This is a genomic window from Micromonospora sp. NPDC003241, from assembly GCF_053589795.1.
The window spans coordinates 17,408-34,235 of the sequence record NZ_JBSFSO010000062.1; the positions used below are offsets into that span (position 1 = coordinate 17,408).

Annotated in this window: 15 protein-coding genes; 9 read left to right on the forward strand and 6 right to left on the reverse strand. The window is 72.4% G+C overall.

From position 1 onward, the window contains the following. Positions 1-722: 722 nt before the first annotated feature. Positions 723-1,889 (reverse strand): homogentisate 1,2-dioxygenase, encoded by a 1,167-nt coding sequence (locus tag ACWDVW_RS30065; RefSeq protein WP_350699188.1) that lies wholly within the window; start codon positions 1,887-1,889, stop codon positions 723-725. Between the two features lie 78 nt (positions 1,890-1,967). Here ACWDVW_RS30065 and ACWDVW_RS30070 point away from each other — a divergent pair, with 78 nt between their 5' ends. The 4 genes from ACWDVW_RS30070 (at position 1,968) to ACWDVW_RS30085 (ending at position 5,878) form a co-directional block, all read left to right on the forward strand. After that, positions 1,968-2,828, forward strand: coding sequence for a hypothetical protein (locus tag ACWDVW_RS30070; RefSeq protein ID WP_449955627.1), 861 nt, complete (start codon positions 1,968-1,970; stop codon positions 2,826-2,828). A 31-nt stretch (positions 2,829-2,859) separates the two neighbouring features. Beyond that, the gene (gene fahA / locus ACWDVW_RS30075; protein ID WP_449955630.1) at positions 2,860-4,056 is read left to right on the forward strand and encodes a fumarylacetoacetase; all 1,197 of its coding nucleotides are present in this window, start codon (positions 2,860-2,862) and stop codon (positions 4,054-4,056) included. 170 nt (positions 4,057-4,226) lie between these two features. Beyond that, entirely contained in the window at positions 4,227-4,436 is a 210-nt protein-coding gene (locus tag ACWDVW_RS30080; RefSeq protein WP_449955633.1) for a DUF397 domain-containing protein, read from the forward strand. Positions 4,437-4,627: 191 nt separating this feature from the next. Further along, entirely contained in the window at positions 4,628-5,878 is a 1,251-nt protein-coding gene (locus ACWDVW_RS30085; RefSeq protein ID WP_449955635.1) for an outer membrane protein assembly factor BamB family protein, read from the forward strand. Between the two features lie 106 nt (positions 5,879-5,984). Here the strand turns inward: ACWDVW_RS30085 and hisC are convergent, their stop codons facing one another. Genes hisC through hppD form a run of 4 tightly spaced genes read right to left on the reverse strand, consistent with a single transcriptional unit; the run spans position 5,985 to position 10,126 of the window. Next, complete coding sequence (gene hisC, locus ACWDVW_RS30090) at positions 5,985-7,085, reverse strand: histidinol-phosphate transaminase (protein WP_449955638.1); 1,101 nt, start codon at positions 7,083-7,085, stop codon at positions 5,985-5,987. Continuing rightward, positions 7,082-8,071: an RDD family protein gene (locus ACWDVW_RS30095; protein ID WP_449955641.1), complete on the reverse strand. Its 990-nt coding sequence runs from the start codon at positions 8,069-8,071 to the stop codon at positions 7,082-7,084. Before ACWDVW_RS30095 ends, hisC begins: the two co-directional genes overlap by 4 nt. A 22-nt stretch (positions 8,072-8,093) precedes the next feature. Further along, on the reverse strand, positions 8,094-8,909 hold the full coding sequence (locus tag ACWDVW_RS30100) for an RDD family protein (RefSeq protein WP_449955644.1): 816 nt from the start codon (positions 8,907-8,909) through the stop codon (positions 8,094-8,096). Between the two features lie 11 nt (positions 8,910-8,920). Next, positions 8,921-10,126, reverse strand: coding sequence for a 4-hydroxyphenylpyruvate dioxygenase (hppD, locus tag ACWDVW_RS30105; protein ID WP_449955647.1), 1,206 nt, complete (start codon positions 10,124-10,126; stop codon positions 8,921-8,923). 139 nt (positions 10,127-10,265) lie between these two features. Between hppD and ACWDVW_RS30110 the strand changes: the two genes are divergently transcribed. Next, entirely contained in the window at positions 10,266-10,751 is a 486-nt protein-coding gene (locus tag ACWDVW_RS30110; protein WP_117229056.1) for an Lrp/AsnC family transcriptional regulator, read from the forward strand. A 156-nt stretch (positions 10,752-10,907) separates the two neighbouring features. Here ACWDVW_RS30110 and ACWDVW_RS30115 read toward each other — a convergent pair whose 3' ends face one another. Next, a complete protein-coding gene (locus tag ACWDVW_RS30115) occupies positions 10,908-11,900 on the reverse strand; it encodes a DUF5937 family protein (protein ID WP_449955651.1) in 993 nt (330 codons plus the stop codon). A 66-nt stretch (positions 11,901-11,966) separates the two neighbouring features. On the opposite strand from ACWDVW_RS30115, the gene ACWDVW_RS30120 reads away from it, so the two are divergent. From ACWDVW_RS30120 to ACWDVW_RS30135, 4 genes are all read left to right on the forward strand, one after another. After that, complete coding sequence (locus tag ACWDVW_RS30120) at positions 11,967-13,232, forward strand: MFS transporter (RefSeq protein WP_449955653.1); 1,266 nt, start codon at positions 11,967-11,969, stop codon at positions 13,230-13,232. 176 nt (positions 13,233-13,408) lie between these two features. After that, the gene (locus ACWDVW_RS30125) at positions 13,409-14,842 is read left to right on the forward strand and encodes an outer membrane protein assembly factor BamB family protein (protein ID WP_449955656.1); all 1,434 of its coding nucleotides are present in this window, start codon (positions 13,409-13,411) and stop codon (positions 14,840-14,842) included. Positions 14,843-15,092: 250 nt separating this feature from the next. After that, positions 15,093-16,769, forward strand: a complete 1,677-nt coding sequence (locus ACWDVW_RS30130; RefSeq protein ID WP_449955659.1) for a fumarate hydratase — start codon at positions 15,093-15,095, stop codon at positions 16,767-16,769. Beyond that, the coding region (locus ACWDVW_RS30135) for a hypothetical protein (RefSeq protein WP_449955674.1) at positions 16,756-16,828 on the forward strand (73 nt) is incomplete at its 3' end. The genes ACWDVW_RS30130 and ACWDVW_RS30135, both read left to right, overlap by 14 nt.

The window sequence follows — 16,828 nt, forward strand, 5'->3', positions numbered from 1 at the left end:
CGGTCCCGGGTGGCCCGCGACAGGCCAGAGTGGCCCGAGTTGGCCCACCGGCGGCCTGAGCTGGCCCACGGCGGGTCAGAGCGGGACGGGTCGACCGGACGGCACGAGCGGGCCGGAAACGGGCCAGCCGGGCGGTCAGAGCGGGGCCGGCTGGCCGCTGGGTGGATCGGACCAGGGCGGCGCGAACCAGGCCGGGGCGGGTGCCGGTCGGTCCGCCGACGGGCGGGACGAGCCGCCGACCTGGCCGTCCGAGAGCGGGTCGGCCGGTGGGTACCAGGGTGATCCCTTTGCCGCGCCGGGCGACGCGGGTCCGGCCGGTCCGGTCGCCGACCGTACCGTGCCGGCGGCGTTGCGGCAGCTCGTCGTCTGGGGCGCCGGCTGGTCGGTGATCGCCGCCGTGCTGGTCGCCTGTTCGGCCGCCACCGGGCCCGGCTTCTCCCGCATGATGGCGCTGCTGGCCGCAGCCGGCGGCGGCTTCGTGGTGTGGCGGCAGGCGTCGCGGCTGCCCGGCCTGACCCGGACCGTGCTGCCGGTGCTGCGGCGGACCGACCGGACGCTCGCGTTCGCCGTCTACGGGGCGTGCGTGGCGCCCGTGCTGATCCTGCTCTACGCCCTGCTGGGCACCCCGTGGCCGCTGGTGCTGGCGATCGGGGTGGCGATGGCCGCGCAGCTCGCGATCATCACCCGACCGGTCGCCTGACCGGCCGGGTGACGCGCCTGGTTCAGGGGCGGCGGGCCCAGGTCCAGGCGTACGCGTCGTCCTCGCACTCGCTCGCCGCGTCGCACAGGTCGAGAGGCCGGAAGGTGTCGACCATGACCGCCAGCTCGTCGAAGAAGTCCACGCCGATGGAGCGCTCGGCCGCGCCGGGCTGGGGGCCGTGCGTGAAGCCGGACGGGTGCAGCGAGATGGACCCCTGCTCGATGCCGGAGCCGCGCCGGGCCTCGTAGTTGCCGCCGGTGTAGAAGAGCATCTCGTCGGAGTCGACGTTGTGGTGGTGGTACGGCACCGGGATGGCGCCCGGGTGGTAGTCGACCTTGCGCGGGACGAACGAGCAGATCACGAAGTTCGGCCCCTGGAAGGTCTGGTGCACCGGTGGCGGCTGGTGGACCCGGCCGGTGATCGGCTCGAAGTCGTGGATGGAGAACGCCCACGGGTACATGTGCCCGTCCCAGCCGACCACGTCGAACGGGTGGTTGGCGAAGACGTGGCGGGTCCACCCGCGACGGTGACGGACCAGCACGTCCACGTCGGTGCCGTCGACCAGCAGCGGCGTGTCCGGTCCCCGGACGTCGCGCTCGCAGTACGGCGAGTGCTCCAGGAACTGCCCGCGTACGGAGAGGTAGCGCTTGGGCGGGCCGATGTGACCGGACGCCTCGACGGCGAGCAGCCGGGTCGGCGTGTCACCGGTGGGCACCAGACGGTGCACCGTCGAGGTCGGAATGATCACGTAGTCGCCGGCGGTCACGTCCAGCACCCCGAAGGTCGACTCGACCCGCAGCGCCCCGGACTCGACGTACAGGCAGTGGTCGCCGGTGGCGTCCCGGAACAGCGGGGAGGGCCGGTCGGCCAGCACGTACGCGATCCGGACGTCGTCGTTGGCGAGCAGGTAGCGCCGACCGAGGACCGGGTCCGCCCCGGTGCCGTCGAGCTTGTGGGTCCGCAGGTGCCGGGGCTTGAGCGGCAGGTTGGGTGCCCGGGTCACCGCCGGTGGGGTGAACTCCTCGGCGGCGACGATCGCGGTCGGCGCGTACCGGTGGTAGAGCAGGGACGAGTCGGAGGAGAAGCCCTCCTGGCCCATCAGCTCCTCGGTGTAGAGGCTGCCGTCGGGCTGCCGGAACTGGGTGTGGCGCTTCCGTGGCACCTCGCCGACGCTGCGGTAGTACGGCATCTCGCCTCCCGTCACCAGCGCGTCCGATAATCGGACGCTGTTGTCCGCTTCTTAGAGCGTCCCGTACATTCTTGTCTCGTGTCAACGCAGCTGCCCGCGCTCGTCACCGGACTGGTCGACGACGCCGCCGTCTTCCCGCCGGGCAGCGCGTCGCTGCCCGACGCCCTCGCCGCCCACCGGCAACACCGCGCCGCCTGGTACGCCGACCTCGTCGGCCCGCTGCTGCTGCCGGCCTCGACCGTGGCCGCAGGCGAGCTGGACGGGCTGGCCGATCCCGGGCTCGCCATCGGGCTGATCGGCGACACCGGTCTCGACCGCCTGCCGCTCGCGCTGTCGTGCCTGCCTCCGCTCGGCGTGACCGCCCGGCAGGTCGAAGCGCCCGTCGCCCGGCGCGGCGAGGACCCGCAGCCCGGCCTGGCCGAGCTGGTGACGCTGACCGAGCGGCTGGACGGCGTACCCGTCTACGCCGAGATCCCGCTGACCTTCGGGCTGATGGGGGCGCTGGACGCGCTGGCCGAGGCGCGGGCCGGTGGACTGCCGGTCGCCGCGAAGTTCCGCACCGGCGGGCTGGCCGCCGAGCTGTTCCCCACCCCCGCCGAGCTGGCCGCGGTGATCTGCGCCTGCCGGGACCGACGGCTGCCGTTCAAGCTGACCGCCGGGCTGCACCACGCCGTGCGGCAGGTGGATCCGGAGACCGGATTCACCCACCACGGCTTCGGCAACGTGCTGGCCGCCACGCTGGCCGCCGCCGACGGAGCCGGGGTGGACGCCGTCGCCGAGCTGCTCACCGTGCGCGACGAGCGCCCGCTGGTCCAGGGCGCCGAGGGACGACGCGACTCGGCGCGCCCGCTCTGGGTGGGCTTCGGCTCGTGCAGCATTACCGAACCACTGACCGACCTGATCCGGCTCGGGCTGGTGAACGGAGGATTCGAGGGATGAGCGAGTGGGCACGGTGGAACGGAGGGTCGGCGTGAGCTGGGTGACGGGTGCCGAGGGTTCCGGGTACGGGGTGCACCACCTGCCGTACGGGGTGTTCCGGGTGGGCTCCGGCGAGCCCCGGATCGGCGTACGCGTCGGGGACCTCGTGCTGGACCTGGCGGGCGCGGAGGAGGCCGGCCTGGTGCTGGCCGGCGGCGCGCTGCGGCAGTCCACGCTGAACGCGTTCCTGGCGCTGGGCCGCCCGCAGTGGACCACCGCCCGACAGCGGATCACCGAGCTGCTCACCGACGAGACCCACCGTGCGGCGGTGGAGCCGCTGCTGGTGCCGGTGGCCGAGGTGACGATGGAACTGCCCTTCGAGGTGGCCGACTACGTCGACTTCTATTCCTCGGAGCACCACGCCTCGAACGTCGGGTCGATCTTCCGGCCGGGCCAACCGCCGCTGCTGCCGAACTGGAAGCACCTGCCGATCGGCTACCACGGCCGAGCCGGCACGGTGGTGGTCTCCGGCACCCCGGTGGTACGCCCGCACGGCCAGCGGCCCGGTCCGCAGGGGCCGGTCTACGGCCCGTCCGCGCGCCTGGACATCGAGGCCGAGGTCGGGTTCGTGGTGGGTGTGCCGAGCCCGCTCGGACGCCGGGTCGCCGCCGCCGACTTCGCCGACCACGTCTTCGGGGTGGTGCTGGTCAACGACTGGTCGGCTCGGGACATCCAGGCGTGGGAGTACCAGCCGCTCGGGCCCTTCCTCGGCAAGTCGTTCGCCACCTCGGTGGCCGCCTGGATCACCCCGCTGGACGCGCTGCGAGACGCCTTCGTACCCGCCCCGGAGCAGGACCCGCCGGTGGTCGACTACCTGCGCGAGGAGTCGCGCCTGGGGCTGGACCTGCGGCTGACCGTGCGCTGGAACGGCGAGGCGGTCAGCGAGCCGCCGTTCGCCGGTATGTACTGGACGCCGGCCCAGCAGTTGGCGCACCTGACCGTCAACGGCGCCTCGCTGCGTACCGGCGACCTGTACGCCTCCGGCACCGTCTCCGGCCCGCGCCGGAACCAGGTCGGCTCGTTCCTTGAGCTCACCTGGGGCGGCACCGAGCCGGTCGTGGTGGACGGGGCGGAGCGAACCTTCCTCGCCGACGGGGACACGGTGACCATCACCGCGACCGCTCCCGGACCGGACGGCAGCACCATCGAATTGGGTGCGGTCACCGGTACGGTCACGCCCGCGAACTGACCCCAACCCGACACTGTTCCTTGATCGCACTCGATGTGCGATCAAGGACCGTCACCGACTTCGTTGATGACTCGGAATTGCGTCGCCACGACGCGCCGGGCCGGCCGGTGCCCCCCGTTCCGGTCGGCCCGGCCCCGGCTGGCGACACGTCACAAACCGAGGAGATGACGATGCGCGAACTCGTGGGCGCGGTCTGGCGCACCAGCAGCCGCTCGAACGACCAGGGACTCTGTGTGGAGGTGGCCGACAACCTGGCCCGTGTCCACGGCGTGGTGGGCATACGCGACTCCAAGGACCAGGCCGGGCCGGTCCTCGTGGTCAGCCCGCCGGACTGGACGTCGTTCGTCGGCGCGATCCGGGACGGGCGCTTCACCCGCTGACACCCACAGGCCGTGTTCCGCGAGCGCCGTACCGCTCTCGTGGGACACGGCCTTCCCGTGCCGCGACGGCCCCGACAGGGCCGTTCCCCGTGCCGCGACGGCCCTACCCGGTGGGCGTGACGTCCGTACCCTCGGGGCCGTGCCCCGACGCACTCAGCCCGGCTGGATAGGGTGCCGGTCGGAGGTGCGGGATGGGGTTGACGACGGGCCGGCGGCGGATCGTGGCGGTGGTGTCCGTGGCTGTCATGGTCGCGGTCACCGCGATCACCGCGTACCGCGTACTCGCTCCGGCCGAGGTCAGCACGACCGCGCGGGGCGAGTATCCGACCGCCGCCGAGCGGGAGGCCGGGGTGGTCGGCCGGCTGCCGGTGGCGCCGCTGATCGTCGATGGTCGCCTCCGGGTGTACGCGGCACAGAGGCAGGTGTACGCCGACGGGCCGGTGGACGCCCGGCACCGGGGCACGCCGTACTGGTCGTTCCGGCGCTGGCCCGCCGAGGTGAGCGGGGTCGTCGCGAACGGAACCACGGTGGTGAGCCACTGGTCGGACGGGAAGCTGGTGGCGCTGGACGCGCGTACCGGACAGGTGGCCTGGCAGGTCGACGGCCCGGCGCCCGCGCAGGGCTGGACCGCGCGCCGCACCGGCGCCGGTGCGGTCTGGAGCCCGGCGGGCCTGTTCCACGCCGACGCCGGCGACTCGCCGACGCTCGTGGTGTCCGGGCCGCAGCGACTCGCCGCCTTCTCGTTCGACGACGGTCGGCAACTCTGGTCGACGGAGGTGGACGGTGCTTGCCGCACCGACGTCGGCACCACCTCGACCGGCCGATTCGCCTCGCTGGACCGGTGCGGGGGTCCGGCGGTGGTCGAACTCCGCGACCTGCGCAGCGGTGAGCCGGTGGACCGGTGGGAGCCGCCGGGTGCCGCCGCCGAGTGGAGCGTCACGCCGGTCGGGTGCCTCACCGAGGGCGTGCGCTGCGGTGGCCTACGTGTCACCGGCCCCGGCGACGACGGGGGGCGAGGCTGGCTGCTGGCCGCCGACGGCCCGGTGGCCGCACCCGCACTCGACCCGGCCGACGCCGAGTTGACCGGGGAGTGGGTCGTCCGGGCGGCGGACGGCGTGGTCACCGGACGGTCCGCCCGTGACGGCGAGGAGGTCTGGCGGCGTACCGACCTCGGGCCGGTCCGGATCGTGGCGGTCCAACCCGACCGGGTGCACCTGATCACCGAGACGAACGACCTGATCACCGTCGACCCGGCCACCGGAGCCGAGCGGTCCCGCTTCGTGCTGAACGTGGGGGCCGACGGGGTGGGCTGGACGCCCGGGGCGGCGTACGCGAGCGGTGGCTACCTGGCGGTGGAGCGGCTCCGGCAGCCGTCCGCATCGGACGCCGACGACCAGCGTTACTTCCTCACCTCGGAGCCGCTGGTGCTGGCGGCGACCTAGGAGCTAGCGAGTCTCGGGCAAATCGGACAAAAGTTACGTATGCTCTCGGTGGGCTTCCGGGCCGGTCCGCTGGGGGATGGCGGATCGGCCCGGCACCGCTCGTGGCTCAGCCCAGCGCGGACTCGGCGGCGGCCAGGAAGGCGTCGTTCTCCTCCGGCGTACCGATGGTCACCCGCACCCCGTCGCCCGCGAACGGCCGGACGATCACGCCCCGCGACTCGCAGGCCTTGCCGAACGCCAGCGCCCGGTCGCCCAACGGCAGCCAGACGAAGTTGGCCTGGCTGGTGGGCACGTCCGGGACGAGCTTGCGCAGCGCCTCGGTGACCCGGTCCCGCTCGGCCACCACCAGCGCGCACCGCCGCTGCACCTCGTCCGCCTGGGCCAACGCGGCCAGTGCGCCCGCCTGCGCCGCCATGCTCGTGGAGAACGGCGTGACGACCTTGCGGACCGCCGCCGCCACCTGCGGCTGCGCGACGAGGAAGCCGATCCGCAGACCGGCCAGGCCCCACGCCTTGGACAGGGTGCGCAGCACCGCCACGTTCGGCCGGTCGGCATAGGTCAGCCCGTCCGGCACCTCCGGGTCCGTGACGAACTCCCGGTACGCCTCGTCGATGACCACCAGCACGTCGTCCGGTACGGCGTCCAGGAAGCGGTCCAGCTCGGCCCGGCGTACCGCCGTGCCGGTCGGGTTGTTCGGGTTGCAGACCAGGATCATCCGCGTCCGGTCGGTCACCGCCGTGGCCATCGCGGACAGGTCGTGCCCGTGCCCGGCCGCGTTGGGCACCTGCACGCTGGTCGCGCCGCTGGTCGCCGCGATGATCGGGTACGCCTCGAACGAGCGCCACGAGTAGACCAACTCGTCACCGGGCAGGCAGGTGGTCCGGACCAGGTGCTCGGCCAACGCCACCGAGCCGCAGCCGGTCGCGATGCGATCCGGGTCCACGTCGTACCGGTCGGCCAGCGCCTGACGCAGCGCGACCACGCCCATGTCCGGGTATCGGTGCACACCGGTGACCGCCTCGGCGACCGCCTCCACGACCCCGGGGAGCGGGCCGTACGGCACCTCGTTGCTGGCCAGCTTGATGGCCTCGGGCAGACCCAGTTCGCGGGCCAGGTCGGCCGGGCTGCGTCCGGGTACGTAGTTGGGCAGTGCGTCCAGGTCGGCGCGGGTCAGCCGGGGTGTCGGCCGTCGTCCGGTGTCGGTCATGGGGTGTCTCCCGATGTGTCTGCACGGTCGTCAGGGGTGCGGGGAAGCTGGACCACCACGGTCTGTGCCCGCTTGTCGTGCAGGGCCTGCCGTAGCGGATGGTCGAAGAGCGGCGAGAGCGCGTCGATCAACTGGAGCAGCAGGCCGAGGCCGCAGCAGTACCAGAGCAGGGTGGGCAGGCCGAGCGTGTTCCACCGGCGCAGGGCCCGGGCGAAGCCCAGCGGCGCGTCCGCCTCGACCGGCACCGCCTTGACCCGGAGCAGCCGCTTGCCGAAGGTCTGTCCGTTGGCTGCCATGGCCGGGACCTCGTACGCCAACCACAGCGCGGTGGCGAGCAGCAGGATCACCACCACCAGCGAGCCGGCCTGGTCACCCGCCGGGGGCAGCGGGTCGGTGGTGCGGTCCTGCGCCTCCACCCGCCGCCAGAACTCGTTGAGCGGTGTGGCGTACTCCTGCACCAGCCAATAGACGAAGATTCCGTTGACGAACACGTTGAGCAGGAAGACGATGCCGAAGTCGATCAGCCGGGCGCCGAAGCGGGCACCGAACGAGGCCAGCGGCAGCCCGTGCGGCCGGGGCGGGGGCGGCTGACCGGGCCAGGTCGGATACGGCCAACCCGGCGGCGGCCCCGAGCCGGGCGGCCAGCCCGGTTGCTGTCCGGGGTGGCCGCCGTGCTGTTCGGTGGTGCCGCCGAGGTGGCCCGGCTGTGGTCCGGGCGCGCCGCCGGGTTGGCCGGGTGTGCCGGTGGGCTGGCCTGGCCAGGTGGTCGGCGGGCCCGGCTCGGTGGGTGTGCCGGTCGGCGCGGCGGCCCCGGCGGCCGGGGTCGCCGGCTCGGGTTCGGGCGTCGGCTCGGGTTCCGGTGGGGGTGGGCCCTCGGGTGGGGTGGCGTCCACCGGGATGGGCGCGCCGATCCAACCCTCACCGTCCCAGTACCTGCGGGTCTCGGGGTCTGCGGGGTCGACGTACCAACCGGGTGCCACGCTCACGTCGCGGCCTCGCTGCGCTCGTTCACCTCGACACCTTAACGACGACGGTCCCGGCGAACTTGTCGTGGAGGCACTGCTGCCAGGGCTTGTCCCACAACTGCCAGAGCCCGTCGATGTAACTGCCACCCGGCACCAGGGACCCGCCGACGAACTGCACGAGGTACCGCTTGCCGGCCGCCCGGCGGTCCAGGGTGTTCGTCGGGTCGAGCATCACCACCCGCAGGTTCATCACCCGCTTGCCGACGCTCTGCCCGCCGTTCCGGATCAGGTACTCCACGTGGTAGACCCAGTACAGCCCGAACATCGCCACGAAAAGACCGGCCTGGAGCAGCAGGAACGGCAGCAGAAAGTCGGTGAACACCGTCGCCGGGTCCGGTTCGACGAGGGTGCCGTCCGGGTTCGTCCGGGTCAACGTGCTGAACATCCGGAACCAGACGAAGAGGAAGGCCGGCACGAACAGCACCATCAGCACCGCGCCGGCGATCAACGCGTCGATCAGGTACGCGACCAGCCGGTCGCCGAAACCGGCCAGCGGTTGCCCACCCGGCCCGAGTACCGGTGGCACCACGCCCGGCGCCCAGCCCGGCGGCGGCGGTTGCCCGGGCGGACCCGACCAGCCCGCGCCCGGCGGCTGCTGCGGTCCAGGCGGACCCGACCAGCCGGGCGGCGGCGGATAACCGGGTGGCGGATAGCCGGGCGGCGAGTGGCCCGGCGGCGAGTGGCCCGGTGGTGCGTACTGGGGCGGAATCGGATGCGGCGGGCCGAGGGGCGGCGGTGCGCCACCGGCCGGGGGCGTAGGCCCACCGGCCGGCGACGGATGCACGGGAGGCTGGGTCACGCTGGACAGTGTTACAGGTTGCCGCGCTTGTCCTGCTCCCGCTCGATCGCCTCGAAGAGCGCCTTGAAGTTGCCCTTGCCGAAACCGAGCGAGCCGTGCCGCTCGATCAGCTCGAAGAAGACGGTCGGCCGGTCCTGCACCGGCTTGGTGAAGATCTGGAGCAGGTAGCCGTCCTCGTCCCGGTCGACCAGGATCTTGCGGGACTTCAGCTCCTCGATCGGCACCCGGACCTCGCCGATCCGGGCCCGCAGCTCCGGGTCGTCGTAGTACGAGTCCGGGGTCTCCAGGAAGTCGACCCCGGCGGCGCGCATCGCGTCGACGCTGGCCAGGATGTCGTTGGTGGCGACGGCGATGTGCTGCGCGCCCGGACCCTGATAGAACTCCAGGTACTCGTCGATCTGCGACTTCTTCCGGGCGATCGCCGGCTCGTTGAGCGGGAACTTCACCTTGCGGGTGCCGTTCGCGACGACCTTGCTCATCAGCGCCGAGTAGTCGGTGGCGATGTCGTCGCCGACGAACTCCGCCATGTTGGTGAAGCCCATCACCCGCCGGTAGAACTCCACCCACTCGTCCATCCGGCCCAGCTCCACGTTGCCGACCACGTGGTCGACCGCCTGGAAGAACCGCTTGGGCTGCACCCCGGCGTCGATCATCGGCTGCCGGTCCACGATCGGCTTGCGGGCAACGAAACCGGGCAGGAACGGGCCGGTGTACCGGGAGCGGTCGACCAGGGTGTGCCGGGTGTCGCCGTAGGTGGCGATGGCGGCCAGCCGTACCGTGCCGTGCTCGTCGGTGACGTCGTGCGGCTCGGCCAGCCCGGTGGCGCCCTGCGCGGTGGCGTGCGCGTACGCGGCGTCCACGTCCGGCACCTCCAGCGCGATGTCCGAGACACCGTCACTGTGCCGGGCGACGTGCGCGGTGCCGGTGGCGTCGGGGCGGACCGCGCCGGTGAGCACGAACCGGGCCGAGCCGCTGGTCAGCACGTACTCGGCGTGGTCCCGGTAGCCCTGCTCCGGGCCCCGGTACGCCACGCAGGTCATGCCGAACGCGGTGGAGTAGTAGTGCGCGGCCTGCTTGGCGTTGCCCACCAGGAAGCGCACGTGGTCCATGCCCTTGACCGGGAACGGGTCCTTGCTGGTGTCGTGGTCGACGGCGCCGACGAGGGCGTCGACGTCGACCTCCTCGGTCGACTGGGGTCGGTCGATCGCCTGGGTCATGGTGGCCTCCCTTGCGTACCGGCCGGCCTCGTGGGCCGACGGGGTCGTCTGCTGCTGCGAGCATCGCGGTGACCGGGCTGACTGGGCAACACACTCCTGCTCTGCTGGTCAGGTTGCGCAAACGGTATGGTGTTCACGCATGAACCCTGGACAGGTTGTACAGCTCGACGCGTTGGACGCCAGACTGATCGAGTTGCTCGCCGAGGAACCCCGCATCGGTGTGCTGGAGTGTTCCCGTCGACTCCAGGTCGCCCGGGGCACCGTCCAGGCCCGGTTGGACAAGCTGGTCGGCCGGGGCGTTATCGCCGGCTTCGGGCCGGACCTCGGGCCCGCCGCCCTCGGCTTCACGGTGACCAGCTTCGTCACGCTGGAGATCAGCCAGCGGCTCGGGCACGACCCGGTGACCCGCCACCTCGCGGCGATCCCCGAGGTGCTGGAGGCGCACACCATCACCGGCTCGGGCGACGTGCTCTGCCGCATCGTGGCCCGGTCCAACACCGACCTGCAGCGGGTGATCGACCAGATCGTGGCGTACGAGGGGATCACCCGCGCCTCGACGATCATCGCCCTCGCCGAGCAGATCCCCTACCGCGTCCTCCCTCTGGTCCGCTCCGCCGTCGCATGAAGGCCGTCGTACGGCGGTTTGTAGCGCCGCGCCGGGGGGTGCTGTGTAAGGAGGGGTCCCCTGCTAACGCCTGGTGCATAGCAGGGGACCCCTCCTAACATCCGGGCCGGACGCGGCGGGCGCGGCGGACGCGCTGGACGTGGCGGTGCGGGAGCGTCAGCGTTCGGCTAGGGCGTCGCCGAGCGGGGTGCGTCGGTAGCGGACGGCGCGACCGGAACGTACCCGGCTGACCAGGCCCGCCTCGCGCAGCACGGTCAGGTGGTCACCGACCCCGCCCAGGCTCAGCCCGAGTTGGGCGACGAGCTGGCTGGTGGTGGCGGGCAGCGCGAGCGCTCGCAACACCGCCGCCCGGGAGCGCCCGACCAGGCGGTCCAGCACGTCGTCCGGGCGGCCCGGATCGGGTGGCCCGAGCAGTTCCGCCGCACCGTAGGCCGGGTAGACGATCGCGAACGGCCAGGGCGGTTCGAGGTATTTGATCAGGATGCCGAAGACGGTGGGGACGAAGAGCAGACCTCGCCCGGCCAAGGAATGCGTCTCCTCCTGGTGCGGGTCGTCGACCTCGATGGTGCCCACGTCGCCGCCGGGCACCCACCGCATCCGGGGGTCCAGGTCCGCGACCGCCGCACCCCAGCCGTACGCGAGCAGTCGACCGGCCCGGTGCAGCAGGTCGCGTTCCAGGACCGCCCGCAGGCGGGTCCAGTCCGGCTGTACGAGCGTCGTCCAGGCCGCCTCGATCGCGTCCGCGAGCAGGTCCACCACGTTCGGCGACCGGTAGATCCGGCGGGCGTACTCGGGTGGTGTGGTGTGTGGGGCGACGAGGTTGCGGGCCAGCTCGTCCCGCGCCTGGGCGAGCGGGGTGGCCCGGACCACCGCCAGTTCGTCGGCGAAATCCTGGGCGGTGTCGGCCGGTGGCGGATGGATGAAGTCGGCGTTGTAGCCGCCCCGGCGCATCAGCGCCAGCAGCGCGCCCACCTCCGGCAACTCGCGTCGCAGCCGCTCGTACACCGGCCGTTGCCGGGCCACCCAGGGGGTGAGCCCGGGGGCGGTGTTCAGCCCGGCCAGCAGCCGCAGCGCGGAGACCGTCTCACCCAGTGGTGAGACGGCGAACCGGCTCGCCGCCAGGTCAGCCGGGGTCACCTCGATGCGCATGCCACGACCTTTCGCTCCGTGGCGAAAGGATAGAGCCGGACGGGCCGTACCACGAAGCTTGCCGGCGTGAACAGCACCAGTACCACCGCAGCTCAGGCGGCTGCCGACCGGCCGGCGACGTTCCGGGACGTCTTCGCCGTCGCCGAGTTCCGGGTGATCTTCGCCAGCTTCGGCGTCTTCATGATCGGCGAGACGGTGAAGATGCTCGCCCTGTCCGTGCTGGTCTACGAGCGCACCGGGTCCGGCCTGCTGGCCGCCCTGGCGTACGTGACCGGGTTCCTGCCGCACGCCCTGGGCGGGGTGTTCCTGCTGGCGCTGGCCGACCGGTGGCCGGCCCGGGCCATGATGGTCGGCTACGACCTGCTGCGGATGGTCATGGTGGCGGTACTCGCCGTCGGAGTGCTGTCCCCGTCGGCCATGCTCGGGCTGGTCGCGGTGGTGGCCCTGTTCGGCCCGGTCAGCAACGCCGCCCGCACCGCGCTGTTGCCCGAGGTGCTGCACGGCGACGCGTACGTGCTGGGGCGCTCGCTGCTCTCGGTCGCCGCCGGCGGGACCCAGGTCGCCGGGTTCGCGGTCGGCGGACTGCTGCTCGGGCTGGTCGGCCCGTACGGTGCGCTCTGGTTGACCGCGGTGACCTGCGGGCTCTCGGCGCTGCTGGTGCGGGTCGGTCTCACCCGACGCCCGGCCCGCGTCACGTACGCCCCGACGACCGACACACCGGCGCGCGGGGCGGTTCGCGAGACGTTGCGGGTCAACCGGACGCTGCTCGCCGATCGCCGGATCCGGGGACTGCTGCTCGCCCAGTGGCTGCCCGGCTCGCTGCTGGTGGGCGCGGAGGGGGTGGCCGTGCCGTACGCGGCCGACCTGGGGCCGGGGGCCAGTGCGGGCGTACTCCTGATGGCCGGCGCGGGCGGCATGCTCGTCGGTGACCTGCTGGTGGGGCGGTTCGTGGCACCGGCCCGACGGGAACGCTGGACACCCTGGCTCGCGTTGCTGCTCGGCGTACCGATGCTCGCGTTCGTGGCCCGGCCGTCGCTGGTGCCGGCGGCGGCCCTGTTCGCGGTGGCCACCGCGGGCTTCGCCTATCAGCTCGGGTTGGCCCGGCGGTTCCTCGACGCGGTGCCCGAGGGGCGACGTGGGCAGGCGTTCGGGCTGGTCAGCACCGGCATGATGGCGATGCAGGGGTTGGCTGCGGCGGGCGCGGGCGCGCTCAGCGAGGTGCTCGCGCCGGGCATCGTGATGGCGCTGGCCGGTGCCGCGTCGGCCACGGCGACGCTGATCCTGTGGCCGGTGCTCGCCCCGAGCGGCCGCACGCGTCGGGTCGCCGCGTGAGGTGTCGCTGCGTTCGGTCGCTGCGTTCGGTCGCTACGTGGGGTCGCTGCGTGGGGTCGCTGTGTGAGGTTAGGAAGGGACCCTTTTACCACCGGAGGCGTTAGAAAGGGTCCCTTCCTTTCACGACACGCGGGGTGGTGCGGGCGGTTGGGGGCGCGGGTGGCTACCGTGATCCGGTGGCGAAGGGCAGCGGGCTCGGCGTACGTGGCTGGCTGCTGCTCGGACTGGCCACGGTGGTGGCGCTCGCCGCCACGGGCGTCTGGAACCCGTTCCCGACCATGTGGGACTGGGTGAACCGACGACAGCCCATCTCCTCCCCGGACGTGCAGTGGCAGCAGCGCATCGGCGGCACCCCGCGCAGCGTCACGATCGCCGGCGAGGCGGTGATCGTCGAGCAGCGCACCCGGGTCGAGGCCCGCAGCCTGGCCACCGGTTCCCAGCTCTGGGAACGCAAGGCCGACTGGAGCGCGGTGGCCGGCACCGGCCCGGAGTCCGTCGTCGCCGTGGGCAAACTGCTGGTCAAGGGGTACGAGGTCCTCGACCCGAGCACCGGCGTGACGCGACGACGTGACGACGACGCGGTGGCCGTCTGGACGTACCGGAACATGCTGCTCGACGCGCGCTGCGTGGAGGCCACCGACTGCACGCTGAGCGCCTGGGACCCGCGCGGCTCCGCCCCGATCTGGACCGCGTTCCTGCCCGGGGTCAGCAGCGGCCTGCTCGCCGACAACCCGAACCTGCTGGACACCCGTCGACTCGGCACCAACCGTATCCACGAGGAGGTGGCCGGCCCGGAGTCGGTGCCGCCGCTGCTCGGGTTCCCGGTCGACGGCCGGGTGCACGTGGTCGACACCGCCACCGGGCGGGTGCTCCAGAACGTGGAGCCCGGCCGGGACGAGCGGCTGGCCGTGATCGGCGGGCGCCTGCTGCACATCGCCGCCCGCTCGCAGGACGGCAACTGTTACTTCGCCATCACCGGCCGCGACCCGGCCACCGGCCAGGAGGCGTGGCGGAGGTCGGGGATCAACCTGCGGACCGCCGACAGCGCGGGTTGCGTGCAGCGAGAGGACCCGTACGGTGCCCGCAACGTGCTGATCGGGGTCGCGCCCGACGGCCGGGAGACGGTTCTCGACGGCTACGACGGTCGGCTGCTGCTGGTGGCCGCCGAGGGGGAGCGGGTGCTCGCCGTCGACGACCGGTACGGCGTGGTGCGGACCGCCGACGGGGACACCGTCTCCAGCCGGGAACTCGGCACCGACCGGACCAGGTGGAACCGGCCCACCGGGGAGAAGACGGGTGCCGCGCTGACCCCGTACGCGGCCGTGCTCACCGACGAGAAGCCCAACCGGCTGGTGGCGCTCGACCCGCGTACCGGTCGGGAGTTGGCCGTGCTGCGGACCTCCGCCAACGCCCTCGCGGTCGGCCCCGCCGGCATGGTGATCGGCGAGGGCCGCGAGATCGGGTACGTCCGCTTCGGCGCCACGGGCGACCCGGCGCGCGACGGTAACGGGGGAGTGCCGGGTCCCGCCGGCACCGGGCAGGTGCCGCAGCCCGAGGAGAGTTGCGGCCCCAAGAACGAACTCTGCGCCGCCCCCGATCCCGGCAAGTGAGCCGGTCACCGGGGCGGATGAGTGCGACGCCCCACCACCCCACCCGGCGGGTGGGACTGATCGACCCTTCTGCCCTAGGCTTTGCCGTCATGAGCGAGCGCCAGCGAGCGAATCATCAACTCAGTGCGGTGATGGCCTCATGGCGGCACGCAGCGAAGCGGAGTGTCGTCATGAGCGAGCGCCAGCGAGCGAATCATCAGCGCAGTGCGGCGGTGCCTCGTGGCGGCGCGGAGCGAAGCGGAGTGCCGTCATGAGCAGTGCCGTGGACTTCTCGTACGCCCCCCTGCTGCCGACCGGTCCCGACCAGACGGAGTACCGCCTGATCACCGACGAGGGCGTCGACGTCGTCAACGGGCCCGGTGGTCGGCGGTTCCTCACCGTGGATCCGGCGGCGCTGACCGCGTTGACCGCCGAGGCGATGCACGACATCGCGCACTTCCTGCGTCCGGCGCACCTGGCCCAGCTGCGGTCGATCGTCGACGACCCGCAGGCGTCGCCGAACGACCGGTTCGTGGCGCTCGACCTGCTGCGCAACGCCAACATCGCGGCCGGCGGGGTGCTGCCGATGTGCCAGGACACCGGCACCGCGATCGTGATGGGCAAGCGTGGCCGGCACGTACTCACCGACGGCAGCGACGCCGAGGCGATCTCGCGGGGCGTGTGGCAGGCGTACACGCGGTTGAACCTGCGCTACTCCCAGCTCGCCCCGCTCACGATGTGGGAGGAGCGCAACACCGGCAGCAACCTCCCGGCCCAGGTGGATCTGTACGCGGAGGACCCGGACGGGCACCCGGACGCGTACAAGTTCCTGTTCATGGCCAAGGGGGGCGGCTCGGCCAACAAGTCGTACCTCTATCAGGAGACGAAGGCGCTGCTGAACCCGACGCGGATGATGCAGTTCCTGGACGAGAAGCTGCGGCTGATCGGCACCTCGGCCTGCCCGCCGTACCACCTGGCGGTGGTGATCGGCGGCACCAGCGCCGAGTACGCCCTGAAGACCGCCAAGTACGCCAGCGCCAAGTACCTCGACGCGCTGCCCACCTCCGGCTCGATGACCGCGCACGGCTTCCGGGACCTGGAGTTGGAGGCCGAGGTGCTGGAGCTGACCCGCAACTTCGGCATCGGCGCGCAGTTCGGTGGGCGGTACTTCTGCCACGACGTGCGGGTGGTGCGGCTGCCCCGGCACGGCGCGTCCTGCCCGGTGGCGATCGCGGTGTCCTGCTCGGCCGACCGTCAGGCGGTCGCGAAGATCACCCCGTCGGGTGTGTGGCTGGAGCGACTCGAAACCGACCCGGCCCGCTATCTGCCCGAGGTCACCGAGGGGCAGTTGGACGCCACCGAGGTGGTCCGCGTCGATTTGAACCGCCCGATGGACGAGATCCGCGCCGAGCTGTCGAAGTACCCGGTGAAGACGCGTCTGTCGCTGACCGGCCCGCTGGTGGTGGCCCGCGACATCGCGCACTCGAAGATCGCCGAGCGGCTGGACGCGGGCGAGTCGATGCCGCAGTACCTCCGCGACCACGCCGTCTACTACGCCGGTCCGGCGAAGACCCCGGAGGGGTACGCCTCCGGCTCGTTCGGTCCGACCACGGCTGGGCGGATGGACGCGTACGTGGAGAAGTTCCAGGCGGCCGGCGGCTCGATGGTGATGCTCGCCAAGGGCAACCGGTCGAACCAGGTGACCCGCTCCTGCGAGCAGCACGGCGGCTTCTACCTCGGCTCGATCGGTGGGCCGGCGGCCCGGCTCGCCCAGGACTGCATCAAGCACGTCGAGGTCCTGGAGTACGCGGAACTCGGCATGGAGGCGGTCTGGAAGATCGAGGTGGAGGACTTCCCGGCCTTCATCGTGGTCGACGACAAGGGCAACGACTTCTTCGCCGAGGTGACCAAGCCACCTGGGGCACGCCGCCACCATGATCACCTTTGACCTGGTGCAGCGGATGTGGCGCGACGCGGGCCACGAGGTGCGGTACGTGCAGAACGTCA

Excerpts from the sequence above, each read along its gene's own strand:
- ACWDVW_RS30065 (WP_350699188.1), bottom strand. The coding sequence starts at position 1,889 with ATGCCGTACTACCGCAGCGTCGGCGAGGTGCCACGGAAGCGCCACACC.
- ACWDVW_RS30080 (WP_449955633.1), top strand. The coding sequence starts at position 4,227 with ATGCGCGAACTCGTGGGCGCGGTCTGGCGCACCAGCAGCCGCTCGAAC.
- ACWDVW_RS30085 (WP_449955635.1), top strand. The coding sequence starts at position 4,628 with ATGGGGTTGACGACGGGCCGGCGGCGGATCGTGGCGGTGGTGTCCGTG.
- hisC (WP_449955638.1), bottom strand. The coding sequence starts at position 7,085 with ATGACCGACACCGGACGACGGCCGACACCCCGGCTGACCCGCGCCGAC.
- hppD (WP_449955647.1), bottom strand. The coding sequence starts at position 10,126 with ATGACCCAGGCGATCGACCGACCCCAGTCGACCGAGGAGGTCGACGTC.
- ACWDVW_RS30110 (WP_117229056.1), top strand. The coding sequence starts at position 10,266 with ATGAACCCTGGACAGGTTGTACAGCTCGACGCGTTGGACGCCAGACTG.
- ACWDVW_RS30115 (WP_449955651.1), bottom strand. The coding sequence starts at position 11,900 with ATGCGCATCGAGGTGACCCCGGCTGACCTGGCGGCGAGCCGGTTCGCC.
- ACWDVW_RS30130 (WP_449955659.1), top strand. The coding sequence starts at position 15,093 with ATGAGCAGTGCCGTGGACTTCTCGTACGCCCCCCTGCTGCCGACCGGT.